Origin of the sequence: Pseudomonas sp. Leaf127 (assembly GCF_001423155.1) — a bacterium.
Lineage (GTDB): Bacteria > Pseudomonadota > Gammaproteobacteria > Pseudomonadales > Pseudomonadaceae > Aquipseudomonas > Aquipseudomonas ovata.
On sequence record NZ_LMOA01000021.1, the window covers coordinates 976,515 to 993,002 of the forward strand.

General features: G+C 62.1%; 17 protein-coding genes. 11 read left to right on the forward strand and 6 right to left on the reverse strand.

Going from position 1 to position 16,488, the window contains the following annotated elements; genetic code table 11:
• Positions 1-318 carry an antibiotic biosynthesis monooxygenase gene (locus ASF84_RS17790; RefSeq protein ID WP_056840117.1) on the reverse strand — a complete coding sequence of 106 codons (318 nt, stop codon included), beginning with the start codon at positions 316-318 and terminating at the stop codon, positions 1-3.
• A 96-nt stretch (positions 319-414) separates the two neighbouring features.
• On the opposite strand from ASF84_RS17790, the gene soxR reads away from it, so the two are divergent.
• A complete protein-coding gene (gene soxR / locus ASF84_RS17795; protein ID WP_056840118.1) occupies positions 415-876 on the forward strand; it encodes a redox-sensitive transcriptional activator SoxR in 462 nt (153 codons plus the stop codon).
• Between the two features lie 21 nt (positions 877-897).
• Here the strand turns inward: soxR and ASF84_RS17800 are convergent, their stop codons facing one another.
• Positions 898-1,467, reverse strand: a complete 570-nt coding sequence (locus tag ASF84_RS17800) for a helix-turn-helix domain-containing protein (RefSeq protein WP_056840119.1) — start codon at positions 1,465-1,467, stop codon at positions 898-900.
• Positions 1,468-1,570: 103 nt separating this feature from the next.
• Here ASF84_RS17800 and ASF84_RS17805 point away from each other — a divergent pair, with 103 nt between their 5' ends.
• Positions 1,571-2,509: a DMT family transporter gene (locus tag ASF84_RS17805; protein WP_056840195.1), complete on the forward strand. Its 939-nt coding sequence runs from the start codon at positions 1,571-1,573 to the stop codon at positions 2,507-2,509.
• A gap of 613 nt (positions 2,510-3,122) precedes the next feature.
• Positions 3,123-3,863: a hypothetical protein gene (locus tag ASF84_RS17810; protein ID WP_056840120.1), complete on the forward strand. Its 741-nt coding sequence runs from the start codon at positions 3,123-3,125 to the stop codon at positions 3,861-3,863.
• Between the two features lie 34 nt (positions 3,864-3,897).
• Here ASF84_RS17810 and ASF84_RS17815 read toward each other — a convergent pair whose 3' ends face one another.
• Positions 3,898-4,461 carry a TetR/AcrR family transcriptional regulator gene (locus ASF84_RS17815; RefSeq protein ID WP_056840121.1) on the reverse strand — a complete coding sequence of 188 codons (564 nt, stop codon included), beginning with the start codon at positions 4,459-4,461 and terminating at the stop codon, positions 3,898-3,900.
• A gap of 192 nt (positions 4,462-4,653) precedes the next feature.
• On the opposite strand from ASF84_RS17815, the gene ASF84_RS17820 reads away from it, so the two are divergent.
• The 7 genes from ASF84_RS17820 to ASF84_RS17850 all read left to right on the forward strand — a co-directional run bounded on the left by ASF84_RS17820 (position 4,654) and on the right by ASF84_RS17850 (position 11,795).
• Entirely contained in the window at positions 4,654-5,310 is a 657-nt protein-coding gene (locus ASF84_RS17820; RefSeq protein WP_177339472.1) for a glutathione S-transferase, read from the forward strand.
• Positions 5,311-5,661: 351 nt separating this feature from the next.
• Positions 5,662-8,643, forward strand: a complete 2,982-nt coding sequence (locus tag ASF84_RS17825; RefSeq protein ID WP_056840123.1) for a monovalent cation/H+ antiporter subunit A — start codon at positions 5,662-5,664, stop codon at positions 8,641-8,643.
• A complete protein-coding gene (locus ASF84_RS17830) occupies positions 8,644-8,988 on the forward strand; it encodes a Na+/H+ antiporter subunit C (RefSeq protein WP_056840124.1) in 345 nt (114 codons plus the stop codon).
• The gene (locus ASF84_RS17835) at positions 8,985-10,664 is read left to right on the forward strand and encodes a monovalent cation/H+ antiporter subunit D (RefSeq protein WP_056840125.1); all 1,680 of its coding nucleotides are present in this window, start codon (positions 8,985-8,987) and stop codon (positions 10,662-10,664) included. Before ASF84_RS17830 ends, ASF84_RS17835 begins: the two co-directional genes overlap by 4 nt.
• Positions 10,661-11,155: a Na+/H+ antiporter subunit E gene (locus ASF84_RS17840; RefSeq protein ID WP_056840126.1), complete on the forward strand. Its 495-nt coding sequence runs from the start codon at positions 10,661-10,663 to the stop codon at positions 11,153-11,155. The genes ASF84_RS17835 and ASF84_RS17840 overlap by 4 nt, the downstream gene beginning before the upstream one ends.
• Positions 11,152-11,430, forward strand: coding sequence for a K+/H+ antiporter subunit F (locus tag ASF84_RS17845; RefSeq protein WP_056840127.1), 279 nt, complete (start codon positions 11,152-11,154; stop codon positions 11,428-11,430). Before ASF84_RS17840 ends, ASF84_RS17845 begins: the two co-directional genes overlap by 4 nt.
• On the forward strand, positions 11,427-11,795 hold the full coding sequence (locus ASF84_RS17850) for a Na+/H+ antiporter subunit G (protein ID WP_056840128.1): 369 nt from the start codon (positions 11,427-11,429) through the stop codon (positions 11,793-11,795). Before ASF84_RS17845 ends, ASF84_RS17850 begins: the two co-directional genes overlap by 4 nt.
• A 15-nt stretch (positions 11,796-11,810) precedes the next feature.
• On the opposite strand, the gene ASF84_RS17855 is transcribed toward ASF84_RS17850, so the two are convergent.
• A complete protein-coding gene (locus ASF84_RS17855; protein ID WP_056840129.1) occupies positions 11,811-12,278 on the reverse strand; it encodes a hypothetical protein in 468 nt (155 codons plus the stop codon).
• Positions 12,279-12,552: 274 nt separating this feature from the next.
• On the opposite strand from ASF84_RS17855, the gene ASF84_RS17860 reads away from it, so the two are divergent.
• Positions 12,553-12,807: a DUF2789 domain-containing protein gene (locus ASF84_RS17860; protein WP_056840130.1), complete on the forward strand. Its 255-nt coding sequence runs from the start codon at positions 12,553-12,555 to the stop codon at positions 12,805-12,807.
• A gap of 41 nt (positions 12,808-12,848) precedes the next feature.
• On the opposite strand, the gene ASF84_RS17865 is transcribed toward ASF84_RS17860, so the two are convergent.
• Both ASF84_RS17865 and ASF84_RS17870 read right to left on the reverse strand, forming a co-directional pair.
• On the reverse strand, positions 12,849-14,330 hold the full coding sequence (locus tag ASF84_RS17865) for a T6SS phospholipase effector Tle1-like catalytic domain-containing protein (protein ID WP_056840131.1): 1,482 nt from the start codon (positions 14,328-14,330) through the stop codon (positions 12,849-12,851).
• 275 nt (positions 14,331-14,605) lie between these two features.
• Positions 14,606-16,228 (reverse strand): methyl-accepting chemotaxis protein, encoded by a 1,623-nt coding sequence (locus ASF84_RS17870; RefSeq protein ID WP_056840132.1) that lies wholly within the window; start codon positions 16,226-16,228, stop codon positions 14,606-14,608.
• Positions 16,229-16,488 lie beyond the last annotated feature (260 nt).

Consider the following 16,488-nt stretch of genomic DNA (forward strand, 5'->3'; position numbering starts at 1 on the left):
TCACGTCCGGGGCGTGGTCTGGCTGGCCACCTGATAACTGGAAAAGCGCGCCGCCTGTACACGATGCTGGCGGGTCAGCGCTTGCACATCCGGCACGCCGGCCTCGAGGTTGCGCAGTGCTGCCTCGCACGACTCACGCGACTGCCACAGCACCTGATGCAATACCCGCTGCCCGTCTTCGCTGGCCTGCACGCTGGCGCCCATGAAGCCGGGGCACGTCGAGGTGAACTGCTCATCCACCCAGGTCAATGCGGTTACCAGAGCCGCTTGCTGGCGTGGGTCGACGCTGAATTCGACAGATTGGCTGTAGGCAGGCATGGGCATCTCCATGGGTCATGGCTCCGGATAGTTGCAGGTCATGGCTGCGCAGGGTAAAACCTCCAGTTAACTTGAGGTCAAGCGCGAAATAACTCCATGAACAAGCCATCGACTGGCAGCCCTCACCCCTTGCTAAGCGTCGGACAACTGGCCGCACGCAGTGGCGTGGCGGTCACGGCGCTGCATTTCTATGAGAGCAAAGGCCTGATCAGCAGCCAGCGCAACGCCGGTAACCAGCGTCGCTACGCCCGGGAGATGCTGCGCCGGGTGGCCTTGATCAAGGTGGCCCAACGACTGGGCATTCCACTGGCCACGATTCACGCAGCCCTTGAGGCCCTGCCCCAGGGCCGTACCCCGACAGCTGAAGACTGGGAAAACCTGTCGATGCGCTGGAAAACCGAACTGGACGAGCGCATCCAGCGCCTGACCGACCTGCGTGACCAGTTGACCGGCTGCATCGGTTGCGGCTGCCTGTCGATGCAGGCCTGCCCGCTGCGCAACTGGGGTGACACACTGGCCAGCCAGGGACCAGGGCCACGCTTGCTTGACCCGTCCTGAAGCCGTTCTCGGGCCTGGTCGTTACAGCACCACGTTGCGCACGAAACGCAGCAGCACCGTACCGTCGTTGCTGAACACATGGGTCTGGTTACTGGGAAACATGAAGAACTCGCCGGGGCCAACCTGCTGTGACGGTTCACGCCCGCCCAGCGTGAGGCGCAAATGGCCTTCGATCACATACACCTGTTCGCTCCAGCCGTCGGGGTCCGGCTCGGAGTCGTAGTGGTCGCCCGGCTCCAGCGTGAACTCCCACAGCTCCACTTCACGCCGGGCCGTGGCCTTGGACAACAGCACTGCCTTGCTGCCCGGCCGGGTGCCGGCCCAGGCCAGCTCATTGATGCGGCTGTGATCGCGCAGCTCCGGGGCCTGGATCAGGTCGCTGAAGGCCACTTCCAGGGCTTCGGCCACCCGGTCCAGGGTCGCCAGGCTGACATTGTTCTCGCCGGCCTCAATGGCCACCAGCATGCGCCGGCTGACCCCGGACTTGTCGGCCAGGGCGCTCTGACTGATACCGGCGGCATTGCGCAGGCGACGCACGTTGTGGCTGACGTGTTGCAACACAGGCGGGCGCGGGGAATTTTCTTTGTGCATAAGGGTGCTCACTCAAGACCATTGCGCATTATACTGCCCAACTTTGCGACACAGTGTGAGTCGCTCTTTCCTGCTCCTGCAAGCCTTCCTGTCCGGTACCGCCATGAAACTTCCTCGCCGCCTGCCGCGCGTCAGCCAGGCAGAAGCTGTCCTGATCTTTATCACCATGCTCTGGGGCGGCACGTTCCTGCTGGTGCAGCACGCCATGACCGTCAGCGGGCCGATGTTTTTCGTCGGCCTGCGCTTTGCCGCTGCCGCGGCGATCGTGGCGCTGTGCTCGATGAACGTCATGCGCGGCCTGACGGCGCTGGAGCTGCGTGCCGGGGTGTTCATCGGGGTGGCGATCATGCTCGGCTACGGGTTGCAGACCGTGGGCCTGCAAACCATCCCCAGCAGTCAGTCGGCGTTCATCACCGCGCTGTACGTACCGTTCGTGCCGTTGCTGCAATGGCTGATACTGGGTCGCCGCCCCGGCCTGATGCCGAGTCTGGGTATTGCCCTGGCCTTCACCGGGCTGATGCTGCTGTCAGGCCCTGAAGGCGCTGCGCTGAACTTCAGCCCTGGCGAAATCGCCACCATCATCAGCGCCGTGGCCATTGCAGCCGAAATCATCATGATCAGCGCCTACGCAGGCCAGGTCGACGTGCGCCGGGTCACCGTGGTGCAACTGGCCACCGCCTCGCTGCTGGCCTTCCTGATGGTGGTGCCCACCGGCGAGCGCCTGCCCGATTTTTCCTGGCTGCTGCTGGGCACCGCCCTGGGCCTGGGCGCCATGAGCGCGGTGATCCAGGTGGCAATGAACTGGGCACAGAAAAGCGTCTCGCCGACCCGCGCCACGGTCATCTACGCCGGCGAGCCGGTGTGGGCCGGCATCGTCGGCCGCCTGGCCGGCGAGCGCCTGCCAGGCCTGGCGCTGCTGGGCGGCGCCCTGATCGTGCTGGGCGTGATCGTCAGCGAACTGCGCAAGCGCCCGGCAGAGCAGGACAATGAACAGCCCGTTGTCGGAGGGGGCTCTGCCGGAATGCCGGACCACCGCGATTGAGCGCGCTACTGGACCCCATGTTTGCTGCGCGACAAAGGGTGGCTTTCGTCAAAACAACCACTGTAGGAGCGCGCTTGCCCGCGACCGGCTGCGTTAGCAGTCGTAAATTTGTGGCGTTTCGCAAAAGTATCGATCATGAACTTTCAGCGTTTCGCAAAAGTATCAGTCATGAACTTTCAGCGTTTCCGAGATTTTGCGAGCGCTGCGCACTCGGTCGCGGGCAAGCGCGCTCCTACCCGGCCCCAGGTTTGCTGCGCGACAGCGTTCCGCCTTGGCGCTGTGTCAGTGAAAAACGCGCCAACGCCAACCTATCGGAATCTTTATTCATTAATTGAATTCAAAGAAAAATCCTACAACCTCAATCAAAAAAGCCTATAGCCAAGCGCTTCAACTCATACCACTATCCAATCAGCCCGCAACACTTTGCAACGGCGAGAAACAACTTCAGGCCAATACAGCCAGACTGCCGTTTGAGCCTATAAGTGAGCGAGTTTCCTTATATCTGAATGACCAGGCGTTCTCTGCCGACGTTCTGTCGAGTGGCCTATAACTGCCTGTTCACAATAAAACCTGAGAACATTTTTCCAGACAACATTCGTTAGATGGAGCACTCATGATCGACATGAAGATTTCCGACTCGTCGCTGCCTGCCAAGTGTTTGGCCCTTAACGCTGCACAACAGGAAAAGACCCACACCGCCAATAAAATGCCCTCCTCAATACTCACCTCTCTGGGTGAGGCCAATCACATTTCACCGGCCTCCCGCCAATTGAGTGAAGCCTTGCAACGCGCAGAGCAACGTGAAAACACCTTGAGCCGCGAGGGTTTGCGACAAAGATTTACAGCCGCCATGAATGAACTCTGGCCGGCCGATTATATAAAGTCCAGCGGAAAAGATAATGCGCAGCGGCCAGACACAGAAGATCCGCACCTACTGGCCCGGGCCAGAAAAGCCACGGACTTTGAAAATGGCACGGGGCCCAATCCGTTCAAAGGTCTTCGCCCGGAGTTACTCACTGCCATTGCCTATGACGACAGTGGAACGTTCACGCTTAACGAGATACGCCTGGCCGGCAAGCGTCCTGCCAAACCTTCCACCTTCGACATGATTCGCCAGTGGCGCGCCCAACAGCCACGCCTGACCACGCTGTTTTCCATGCTGGCCGGCGCCTCGCCGGACCTGAACGAGCGCCTGCCCGGTGGCCGGGGTGCCAGATTCACAGCCTTGCGGCAGGACACGGCCACTGCCGGGCATCAATTTGTGAAAGCTGCTGCGCCTGCAACCGGTTCAACCCCTTCGAGCAGTGCCACGCTGTTCAAAGACCTGTCAGGCCCAGCCCCTGTCCATATATGAAGGCAACGCCTGAACCGGCATGGGCTGCGCGCCATCAGCCCGGGATCAGGCCTGCCTTGCGGTAAGTCATCATCAGTTGATCGAACACCTGAGTGTCGGCACAGGTGCGTGCGACCAGTTGCGCACCGGCAACGGCGGTGTAGATGGCAAGGGCTCGATGTTCACTGTCGCGCGCGTCACTGCAGCCTGCCTCCATCAATACCGCAGCCAGCCACTTGACGTTGACCTCTACAAATGCCTTGACCTCTTTCGAGACCTTGTCAGGCAAGTCTTCATGTTCGGCAGCCATGAAGCTGGACAGGCAAAGCCGGTTGCCGTCCCTCAATGACTTGAGAAAGATCGACGGGTACAGCTGCAGGCACCGATGCGGATCGGGATGAGCGGCACGTATGTCTTCGAGCATGCCCTGTGTGTCCTGCCAGTAGCGCTGTGCAACCGCCGCCCCCAGATCGGCCTTGCTGGGAAAGTGGTAGTAGATGCTTGCGTTCTTGATACCGACTTCTTCGGCGATGCTGCGGAAATTGATGCCGCTGTAACCGTGCAACTGGGCCGCTGATTTAGCCGCCGCCAGAATCGCTTCTCGAGCATTTTCGCTCACGCTGTAACCCTCGCCTGGATTTTGCTGACACATCGATAGGCGAATTCTACGCCGCCCATGCAAACCTGCCAACTGACAGGTAGGGGTTGACACACTCAAAAAACGAGCACACTCTTTGCCTACCAACTGACAGGCAGGTAATTTGACATGACTTTTTCACAGCCCCCTACAGACGCTTCGATGATCTCTCCAATGAAGATTCATGACTGGTTCGATGGCCCCTATCCGGCCCGGGTACGTATTGCACTTGCCGAAAAAGGGCTGCTGTCGAAGGTTGAATTCGTACCGGTCAATCTCTGGACCGGCGAGCACAAGACGCCAGAGTTTCTGGCCATCAATTACTCGGGCACCCTTCCGGTGCTCGAGCTTGAGGGTGGGGTGCTGATCGCTGAATGCACTGCGATCACCCAGTATCTGGATAACCTGGACGGTGACCCGACGCTGACAGGCAGAACCGCCCTGGAACAAGGCCTGATCCACATGATGACCAAGCGCGCCGAGATTGAATTCCTCGATGCGGTCAGTACCTACTTCCATCACGCCACGGCGGGTCTGGGCCCCAAGGTCGAGCTGTACCAGAATGCCGAGTGGGGCGCCAGGATGGGTGAGAAGGCCATCCGGGGCATGCGCTATTTCGACACGCTTTTGCAGCATCAGCCCTTCGTGGCCGGAAATACATTCTCGATGGCTGACATCGCCGTGCTCGGCGGCATGATCTTCGCCTCGCTGGTGAAACTGCCTGTGCCAGAGGAATGTGTCTCGCTGCGCGCATGGCACGCCAGGATGCAGGCGCGACCCAGCGTTCAGACCTGGCGCGCCATGGTTGAACAGGGTGCTGCGAAACGTTGATAAACAACTGCCGTGCTCAATGGCAGATCCCCTTTGAGCACCTTGGCTATCGGGCCCATGCCCGACTGTAATGCCTGCGCGGTACAACAGCGCTTTGACAGGCTGCACGAGCGCGCAGGTCGCTTGCCGATATTTCCGGCTATGGCCCGGCACCTTCAGGGCTTCCTGGGGGTCGTAGCTGATAGCTCTGTGCCTGCTTTGTAGCCTTCATCACGGATCGACCCGTTCGTCGATTTGAGACTGAAACCGACTTTGCCGACATGTTTTGTAGGAAAATTCGACAAGTGCGCGTTTGGCCATGCACGCTCTGGCACGTATGATGCTTAACATTTCTTCGCAGATAAGAAGCCTATGTCCCTGATAGTTCTCCTGCTTCTGCCTTTCATCGGCAGCTGTATCGCGGCTTTTCTGCCGCACAACGCCCGTAACGCCGAGTCCTTCCTGGCCGGTCTGGTTGCCCTGACCGGCGCTCTTCAGGTCGCGTTGTGGTATCCACAGATTGTCGATGGCGGCATGATACGCGAGGAGTACTTCTGGCTGCCCAGCCTGGGCCTGAATTTTGTGCTGCGCATGGACGGCTTTGCCTGGCTGTTCTCCATGCTGGTGCTGGGCATCGGGGCGCTGGTGTCATTGTATGCGCGCTACTACATGTCACCCGACGATCCGGTGCCACGTTTCTTTGCCTTTTTCCTGGCGTTCATGGGCGCCATGCTGGGGTTGGTGCTGTCCGGCAACATCATCCAGATCGTGTTTTTCTGGGAACTGACCAGCCTCTTTTCATTCTTGCTGATCGGCTACTGGCACCACCGCAGCGACGCCCGGCGTGGCGCCTACATGGCCTTGCTGGTGACCGGCGCGGGGGGCCTGGCCTTGCTGGCGGGCATGCTGATCCTCGGCCATGTGGTCGGCAGCTATGACCTGGACCGGGTGCTGGAAGCAGGCGATGCGATTCGCGCCCATGCCTTGTACCCGGTGCTGCTGACCCTGATCCTGATCGGTGCACTGAGCAAGAGCGCGCAATTTCCCTTCCATTTCTGGCTGCCCCACGCCATGGCAGCCCCCACACCCGTCTCGGCCTACCTGCACTCGGCGACCATGGTCAAGGCCGGAGTGTTTCTGCTGGCCCGCCTGTGGCCGGCGCTGTCGGGCACCGAGCAATGGTTCTGGATCGTCAGCGGGGCCGGCGCCTGCACCCTGTTGCTGGGAGCGTATGCAGCGATTTTCCAGAACGACCTCAAGGGCCTGCTGGCCTATTCGACCATCAGCCACCTGGGCCTGATCACCCTGCTGCTGGGCCTGAACAGCCCGCTGGCGGCGGTGGCGGCGGTGTTTCACATCCTCAACCACGCCACCTTCAAGGCCTCGCTGTTCATGGCCGCCGGCATCATCGACCACGAAAGCGGTACCCGGGACATTCGCCGGCTCAGCGGGCTGTTCAGAATGATGCCTTACACCGCGACGCTGGCCATGGTCGCCAGCGCCTCGATGGCGGGCGTGCCGTTGATGAACGGCTTCCTGTCCAAAGAAATGTTCTTCGCCGAAACCGTGTTCATCAGTTCCACCCTGTGGGTCGAGCTGGCGCTGCCGGTGGTGGCGACCATTGCCGGCGCCTTCAGCGTGGCCTATTCGCTGCGTTTCACCGCGGACGTGTTCTTCGGCCCGATGGCCAAGGACCTGCCGATCACCCCGCACGAGCCGCCACGCTGGATGCGCCTGCCGGTCGAGTTCCTGGTGCTGACCTGCCTGATAGTCGGCATTTTCCCGGCCCAGTCGGTGGCCCCGCTGCTGGCGGCGGCGGCGCAACCAGTGGTGGGCGGCGAGCTGCCCGAGTACAGCCTGGCCATCTGGCATGGCCTGAACACCCCGATGATCATGAGCCTGGTGGCCATGGCCGGCGGCATCATCCTGTACCTGCTGCTGCGCAAATCGTTCCGCCACGACCGTTTCAGCCAGCCGCCGCTGATCGGCCGCCTCAATGGCAAGCGCTATTTCGAGCGCATCCTGGTCATGGTGATGCACTGGGCACGGCGCTTCGAGCGCCAGGTGAGCACCCGGCGCCTGCAGCGGCAACTGTTCCTGCTGGTGCTGGCGGCGCTGGCCCTGGGCTTCATGCCGCTGTACTCCAGTGGCCTGAGCTGGGGCGACCGGCCCAAGATTCCCGGCTCCGGGGTGTTCGTCACGCTCTGGCTGATCGCCATTGCCTGTGCGCTGGGCGCGGCCTGGCAAGGCAAATACCATCGCCTGGCCGCCCTGATCATGGTCAGCGTCTGCGGCCTGATGACCTGCATCACTTTCGTCTGGTTCTCCGCCCCCGACCTGGCGCTGACCCAACTGGTGGTCGAGGTGGTCACCACAGTGCTGATCCTGCTGGGCCTGCGCTGGCTGCCGCGACGCAGCGAGGATGTGCCGCCACCGGTCAGCACCCGCCTGCGCGCCCGCGGCCGACGCATACGCGACCTGAGCCTGTCGATCCTGGTCGGTGCCGGCATGGCCGTGCTGTCGTATGCCATGCTGACCCGCCAGACCCCCAACATGATCTCGTCCTTCTACCTGAGCCGGGCCTTGCCCGAGGGCGGCGGCACCAACGTGGTCAATGTGATGCTGGTGGACTTCCGCGGCTTCGACACCTTTGGCGAAATCACCGTACTGGGCATCGTGGCGCTGACCGTGTTCGCCCTGCTGCGCCGCTTCCGCCCGCCCAAGGAAAGCATCCCGCTGCCGTCCCAGCAGCGCCTGCTGGCCCGCGACGTGGTCACCGACCTGGTCAACCCGCGCAGCGCCAGCGACACTGCACTGGGCTTCATGATGGTGCCGGCCGCGCTGGTGCGCCTGCTGTTGCCAGTGGCGTTCATGGTGTCGATGTACCTGTTCATGCGCGGCCATAACCAGCCAGGCGGTGGTTTTGTCGCGGGCCTGGTGATGTCGGTGGCGTTCATCCTGCAATACATGGTCGCCGGCACCCAGTGGGTCGAGGCGCACATGAGCCTGCGCCCGCAACGCTGGATCGGCGCTGGCCTTTTGTGCTCGGTGCTCACCGGCCTGGGCGCGATGGCGCTGGGTTATCCGTTCATGACCACCCACACCGCGCACCTCGACCTGCCGGTCCTGGGCGAGATCCATGTGGCCAGTGCGCTGTTCTTCGACATCGGCGTGTACGCCGTGGTGGTGGGCTCGACGCTGCTGATCCTCACCGCCCTGGCCCACCAGTCGGTGCGCAGCCATCGTCCAACCCTGCTGCCCAAGCCGGTAGCCAGTCCTGATCCCGCACCGTCGACGCCCAATCCCTCCATACCCGCTTCGGCGCCCGCCCTCTCAGCAAAAGGAGCCCTGTAAATGGAAGAAGTGATTGCGGTTGCCATCGGTGTGCTGGCCGCCTCCGGGGTCTGGCTGATCCTGCGCCCGCGGACCTTTCAGGTGATCATGGGGCTGTGCCTGCTGTCTTACGGCGTCAACCTGTTCATCTTCAGCATGGGCAGCCTGTTCATCGGCAAGGAGCCGATCATCAAGGACGGCGTGCCGCAGGACCTGCTCCACTACACCGATCCGCTGCCACAGGCCCTGGTGCTGACCGCCATTGTCATCAGCTTTGCCATGACCGCGCTGTTTCTGGTGGTGCTGCTGGCTTCGCGGGGCCTGACCGGCACTGACCATGTCGACGGTCGGGAGCCCAAGGCATGAGTGCGTTGAATCAACTGATCGTCATCCCGATCCTGCTGCCTCTGTTGACCGCCGGGCTGATGCTCTGGCTGGGCGAAAAACACCGGCCACTCAAGGCCCGTATCAACCTGCTCTCGACCCTGATCGGCCTGGGCGTCTCGATCCGGCTGCTGATGTCGGTGCAGCAGACCGGCACCATGGGCTCGATCGGCGTGTACATGCCGGGCAATTGGGAAGCCCCCTTCGGCATCGTGCTGGTGGTCGATCACCTGTCGGCCCTGATGCTGGTGCTGACCGGCATCATCGCCGTGTGTGCGCTGCTGTTTGCCCTGGCCCGCTGGGACAAGGCCGGCGCCAGCTTCCACGCCCTGTTCCAGATGCAACTGATGGGCCTGTATGGCGCCTTCCTGACCGCCGACCTGTTCAACCTGTTCGTGTTCTTCGAGGTGCTGCTGGCGGCGTCCTACGGCTTGCTGCTGCATGGCTCGGGACGGGCACGGGTCTCGGCGGGGTTGCATTACGTGGCGATCAACCTGCTGGCCTCGTCGCTGTTCCTGATCGGTGCGGCCTTGATCTATGGCGTGACCGGCACCCTGAACATGGCCGACCTGGCGGTCAAGATTCCCCAGGTGGCCGAGGCCGACCGTGGCCTGCTGCATGCCGGTGCGGCGATCCTGGCCACGGCGTTTCTGGCCAAGGCCGGCATGTGGCCGCTGAACTTCTGGCTGGTGCCGGCCTATTCGGCGGCCAGTGCGCCGGTGGCCGCGATGTTCGCGATCATGACCAAGGTCGGCATCTACACCGTGTTGCGCCTGTGGACCCTGCTGTTTTCCGGTCACGCCGACGACTCGGCGTACTTTGGCGGCGACTGGCTGGTCTACGGCGGCATGGTGACCATCGTCACGGCGGCCGTCGCGATCATCGCCGCCCAGCGCCTGGAGCGCATGGCCAGCCTGAGCATTCTGGTGTCGGCCGGCATCCTGCTGTCGGCCATCGGCTTCGGCCAGCCGAGCCTGACCAGCGGCGCGCTGTTCTACATGGTCAGCTCGACCCTGGCGCTGAGCGCCCTGTTCCTGCTGGGCGAACTGATCGAGCGCTCGCGTTCGGCCAATCAGTTCAGCGACGAGGAGGAAGTCGACCAGTTGCCGCATAACCTGGAGTCCCTGCACCCGCCACGGGGCAGCAACCTGGACGAAGAAGAGAACATCGTGGTCGGCCAGGTGATTCCCATGACCATGGCGTTCCTGGGCTTGTGCTTTGTGGCGTGCGCGCTGCTGATCATTGGCATGCCGCCGTTGTCAGGCTTTATCGGCAAGCTGACCCTGCTCAGCGCCCTGCTCAACCCGCTGGGCCTGAACGTGGCGCAGGACGAACCGCTGTCGGTCCAGGCCTGGCTGCTGATCAGCCTGCTGATTTTCTCGGGGCTGGCCTCGCTGATGTCGTTCGTCAGGCTGGGCGTGCAGCGTTTCTGGACCCCTTACGAGATAGCCCCGCCCTTGCTGCGCCACAGCGAGTACCTGCCCATCGTCATCCTGCTGGGCATTTGCGTGGCCCTGACCTTCAAGGCCGAGGCGCTGCTGCGTTATACCCAGGACACGGCGGCCGCCCTGCATGAGCCGCTGCAGTATGTGCAATCGGTGATGGCCACCCGCCCGGTACCCGGCCCGCTGGTCCAGACGTCACAGGTACAACCATGAAACGACTGTTTCCCGCCCCGTTTCTTTCGCTGGCCCTGTGGGCCTTGTGGCTGGTGCTGAACGTCTCGCTCAGTGCTGGTCACTTGCTGCTGGGTGCCCTGCTGGGCTTTCTGGCACCGCTGATGTTCGCCTCGTTGCGGCCCATGCCGGTGCGCATCAGCAAGCCTGGCACGCTGATTCGCTTCGTTCTGCGGGTCGGCCTGGAAGTGCTGCACTCCAACCTGCAAGTGGCCCGTACTGTATGGACCTTCAAGCGCCGGCCCCCACACTCGGCCTTCGTCAGCGTGCCGCTGGACATGCGTGATGCCCAGGGTCTCGCGGCGCTGGCCATGGTCTGCACGGTCATCCCGGGCACGGTCTGGTCGGAACTGGCCCTGGACCGCAGCATCCTGCTGATGCATGTATTCGATCTTGAAGACGCCGACGAAGAAAAATTCATCGCGCACTTCAAAGCCACGTATGAGCGCCCCTTGATGGAGATCTTCCAATGAGTGCCTTGCTGGAAAATGCCATTCTGGCCAGCCTGTGCATTTTCGCCCTGGCGATGGTGCTGACCCTGGTGCGCCTGTTCAAGGGCCCGTCGGCCCAGGACCGGGTGCTGGCGCTGGATTACCTATACATCACCGCCATGCTGATGATGCTGGTACTGGGCATACGCTATGCCAGCGACACCTATTTCGAGGCGGCGTTGCTGATTGCCCTGTTCGGTTTCGTCGGCTCGTTTGCACTGGCCAAATTCCTGTTGCGCGGAGAGGTGATCGAATGATCAACCTGCAAGAGCTACCGCTGTGGGTGGAAATACTCACCGCCGCCCTGCTGCTGACCAGCAGCCTGTTCACCCTGACCGGCGCCCTGGGCCTGTTGCGCATGAAGGATTTCTTTCAGCGCATGCACCCCACGGCCCTGGCCACGACCCTGGGCGCCTGGTGCGTGGCACTGGCCTCGATCCTGTACTTTTCAGCGCTCAAATCGGGGCCGGTGGTACACGCCTGGCTGATTCCCATCCTGCTGGCGATCACCGTACCGGTCACCACCTTGCTGCTGGCACGCACCAGCCTGTTTCGCCAGCGCATGGCCGGTGACGCCGTACCGCCGGAGGTCAGTGGCGACCGTCCGGAGCACAGACCCTGAACGGCGCAGGCACGCTCACTCGCTGGCGCGAAAGGTCAGTTCACCCTTGCGCCACTTGGCGGCCTTGCCCACGGCAGCCTTGAGCACCTTGGACAGGCCGGTCTGGATCTGCTCATGGGCGGCAAACACCAGCACTACACCCTGGCCTTCCTTGAACACGATGCCGTGGCCCTCAGGCACTTCGACGAACGCGTACTCGCCCAGGCCGTAGACCGTCTTCTTGACGTCACGAAAACGCAGCTCGAATTTGCCCCCTTCACGGCTGGGCAATACGGCGGCGCGAAAATGATCACCGACCTTGAGTTCAAGGCGTGGCTTGTCATCGACCACCAGGTTGCTTTCGGTGTCGATCTCGGCCATGTAGACGCCATCGGGCGATTGCTCAGCGACATAGACAAAGCGCGATTGAAACAGCTTCACCAACTTTGCACGAAGATCACCGAGCACGAATAAAGCGTGCGTATCCAGGTTACTTACAGCCAAAGTACAAACCCCTCACCAAATGAAAATAGACCGACTGGAGCCTGTCCACCGGCCAACGATAATTATGCTCACTCCTGATGTGCGACGGCTGAAACTCCTGATTACGGCGCGAGGCCGGCGGCGATTCTACCGACTCTCTCAAACAATGACATCCCGAGCCTGCAGGCAGTTCATAGCATTTGGCTACCCGGCGGCCGTCTGCCACATTGATCGAACTCCCGCGCAGGTCTGTGCTCCGATAGTGAACAGCCATCACGTCACGCGAGGAGATCACATGGAACCGGTAAACCCAAGCCTGGAAAAGCTGTTCGAGCAATTAGGCCTTGATGCAGATGAAGCCAGCATCGAAAACTTTATAACCGCCCACAGGCTGCCCGATGACGTCAAACTGATCGACGCTGAGTTCTGGACCCCGCAACAAGCCGCCTTTCTCAAGGAGGAGTTGCGCATGGACGCCGAATGGGCGCCCATCGTCGATGAACTGAACCTGCGCCTGCACGCGCAACCGGCGACCGTGCAGCAGGGTTGATGAACACCAGCCGGTCCCTGCATCAGGGGCCGGCCAGGCCATCAATGCGGATAACCTGGCAGCGCCACATTGGGATGCACCGTCCTGCCGCCCGGCTGTGGCGCATGGACAAACAGTCCTTTGCCCAGGCTTCCCAACGTGCCGATGATCGGACTCCAATGCGCCGAGTGATGGATATAGTGCCAGCGCAACAGGCGTTCCTGTCCGGGTGTCAGTCCCTGAGTGTCGCCACGGGCCTGACCGAGCAGGCGCTGGGCGATGTCCTGTAGCGGCGGCACCAGCGCCAACGCCTCGATATTCTCCAGCGGCTCCAGCGGCACCCCTTCGTCACAGGCCAGCGCATGCATGATGCGCAAGTGCACGCGCGCCAGATCCCCCCACACAGGACGCCGCAAACACACCGCCGCCATCACCAGACGACTGCCAAACCCGGTGCCGCAGCCCGAACGCGACACCTGCGAACCCTCCACGCCCAGCCAGGCGTCGCAATCCAGCGGATCGATCCACTCATCGCGATCCATGGCGTGCAGCTCATCGGTGGCTTGCTGCCAGGCGGTGCAGTCTTCGAATGCCACGTCGCGACCGATCACACTGGTGCGCGGCCGGGTAATCAATACCTCTTCGAGCATGTGTGCCGGATAGCCGCCGCCAATGTCCGAATGCGCTCCCGGCAGCACGATTTCACGCGGCCAGACCGGCGCGACGCTGTTGAGCGCAAAGTTGCGCCGCGACTCGTCACGCGCCACCAGATGCAGCACGTGCTCGGCGCAATCAGGCGGCAGGTAAAGATTGACCCGACGGTTGTTGGCATCACGCACATTTCCCAGGTCGCGCCAGCCACCGATGGCCGCCACGGTGTCGAACAGGCCGATAACCTTGACCCGGACACTGCCCCGCTCCCAGGCAAAGTCCGTGCTCCAGGACAGCTCCCGGTTGGCCAGCAGCGTCTGCAGATCGCCCTTGGCCTGCTTGAGCACCTCATTGACCAGGTGCCTGGCAGACGCGGCGCCCCGGCTGAAGCCGAACACATCCAGTTCCAGTGCTTCGATGACACAGTCGGGATTGTCCAGGGCAAATGCCTTGAGGGCCGCTTCAAGCTTGACCAGGGCCCGCTCCACCTTGGCCAGCACGCCGGTATGCCCGCGCCCGAAACTCAGGCCCGGCCACAACGAGTCACGGCCACCGGAGTGCGTGCCCACGCCGCTGATATACAGCGGCACACTCACCCGCCATCCGCCATTGTGCTGGCAGGCGGTTTTCTGGTCGCGGTACAACTCGAACAACCAGGCGATATTACTTAATTCATTGCTGTAACTGCTGTCGGGACGCGCATGGCGCCCGGCGCACGCGCGGCTGTGTTCAACCTTGCCCCGGGCCATGCCCGCGCGGCACGCCGCGCCGATCCGGGTGTTGACCCGGTTATTGCCAGTGCCATCGAAAAACAGGCCGACCCGTACAGTGACCCGCCTTTGCAGGGCCTGAAGGGGCGCGATGGCCCCACTGCCATAGACTTGCTTATTCATCCTATATCCATCCTTAGATACCGCTGATGCCAAACTATTGATAAGCGTTTTTAAAGGCGCTTTATAAACAGCTTGCTCAGTTGAAGACGGCAGTCAATAGAGGATGAATATTTCGGAAATTTCCCACACAAAAAGAAACATTATATAAATCTGCGTGTAAAACCTGGCGATCTCTGGAACGTCCGTTAATCAATCACTTATAACCACTCACGGGAACTTTCAGGCCCTTCTTGTCGACAAGGCCTGTAGTCCACGACTTCACGACCCGCCGTGCCTTACACACGCTCGGGTCGATAGCCCAGGCGCAAACCACCCCAATGCCGCCCCTTGACCATGACCGGCACCGACAGGTCGTGCATCAACTCGCCCGTGTCGCGGGTGTAGGTTTGCAGCAGCACCGGTTGTTGATGACTGCCACAACGAATACCGGTGCGATCATCGAACTTGCGCTTGCTGCGGTTATGGGCGGTGTCTGCCACCGGATCGCCCGTCAGCGGCTGGTTGAACGCCGTGTTATGGGTCGGCACATACCCGTGCTGGGTGCACGCAATGGCAAAGACCAGGCCTTCATGACGCGTGAGCAGCGGCTCCTGGATCCCGGGCAGGACCTGATCGGTGTAACGATCGAAACGGGTATGAAAGCGCGGCGGCACGGTATTGGCGATCGGCTGGTAGTGACGGTCGAACAGGTCATCGAGGCTGACCCGGCCCTGCTCGATGTCAGCCTCGAAGCGCAAGCCGATCTGCCGGGCCCCTTCGCGCGCCAGGTCATAGATGCGCTGGTGGTAGTCATCCAGGCCCACCTCGGCCAAGCGTTCACTGATGGTCTCGGCCTGGCCTTCCATCTGCACCGCCGCCTGGGCCAGGTGCCGGGTCTGCTGGTCGCTGACCGCCAGGTCGCCGCGCATCTGCTCGACGGCCACGAACAGGCTGGCCAGTTGCTCCTGATTGATCTGCGCGCCTTGGGCAATCTCGCTGACCTGGCGCTCGACCCCGGCCGCCAGACGGGCAATGTGTTCGAGCTGCTGGCCGGTACCTTCGACCTGACGCACGCCGCTGTCCAGATCGTCGGTCAGCAGGCGAATCTGCTCGACCACCTGGCCGGTGCGCTGCTGGATATCGCTGACCATCTGCCCGACCTCTTCGGTGGCGGTGGCGGTGCGTTTGGCCAGCCCGCGCACCTCATCGGCCACCACGGCAAATCCGCGCCCGTGCTCACCGGCACGCGCCGCTTCGATGGCGGCATTGAGCGCCAGCAGGTTGGTCTGGCTGGCAATCGACTGGATGACCTGGGCCACGCGCTGGATTTCTTCACTGCGCAAGCTCAAGGCTTCGATCACCTGGCGGCTGTCGACGGCGTTCTTGCTCAGGCGGTGCATGCGCTCGATGGACTCGACCAGCACGCTGCGTCCGGCTTCGCTGCTGTGCCGGGCCTGGCTGGCGGCCGCCAGGGCCTGCTGGCTCAATTGGGCGGTCTGCTGCTCGGTGGCGATCATCACTTCGGCGTTGCTGACCACCTGTTCGGCGGCCTTGAGCTGCGACTGGACCCTGGCCGACAACTGGCGCACGGAAAAGGCCACGCTGGCCGCTGACAAGGCGTTGTGGCTGGTGGTGAAGGACAAGTCGCGGGTCAGCCCGGCGATGTCGCCGGGTGCGGTGTCGACCGGACCTGACGGCACCTGGTGCTTGCGCAGGTGCGGCCACCAGATCAGGGCCAGGGCCAGGGCCAGTGGCACGGTCAGCCACAGCGCCAGGTCGGTGAACGCCATGGCGCCCAGTAACAGAACAAATGCCAGGCTCTGGCCCAGTGGCAGGCCATACGAAAATACGGAAGGTGTCGCTTGAGCCTGCGCGCCGGCCATGGCCGGCTTCCCTGCAGACGATACGCTGTCGGTCATGATCCCTGATCCCTGCTGATATTTTTGTTATCAACGGGTATTTAACGCCAGCCAACAGCTATTTGCTATCAGCCATTGGCCGTAGGCTCGGGGCTTGGGTAATTGGGTAATTGGGATCGTGTTGTTCTTGCGGGCGGTGATTGGCTTTGGGAGAGGTTCCGACCCTCTTCGGGCCGGCTTACTTTGTCTTGGCAAAGTAAGCAAACCGTTTGCTCCTGGTTCCGGCCCCTTCGGGGTCCCCTCCCTCCGGCATTGCTCCG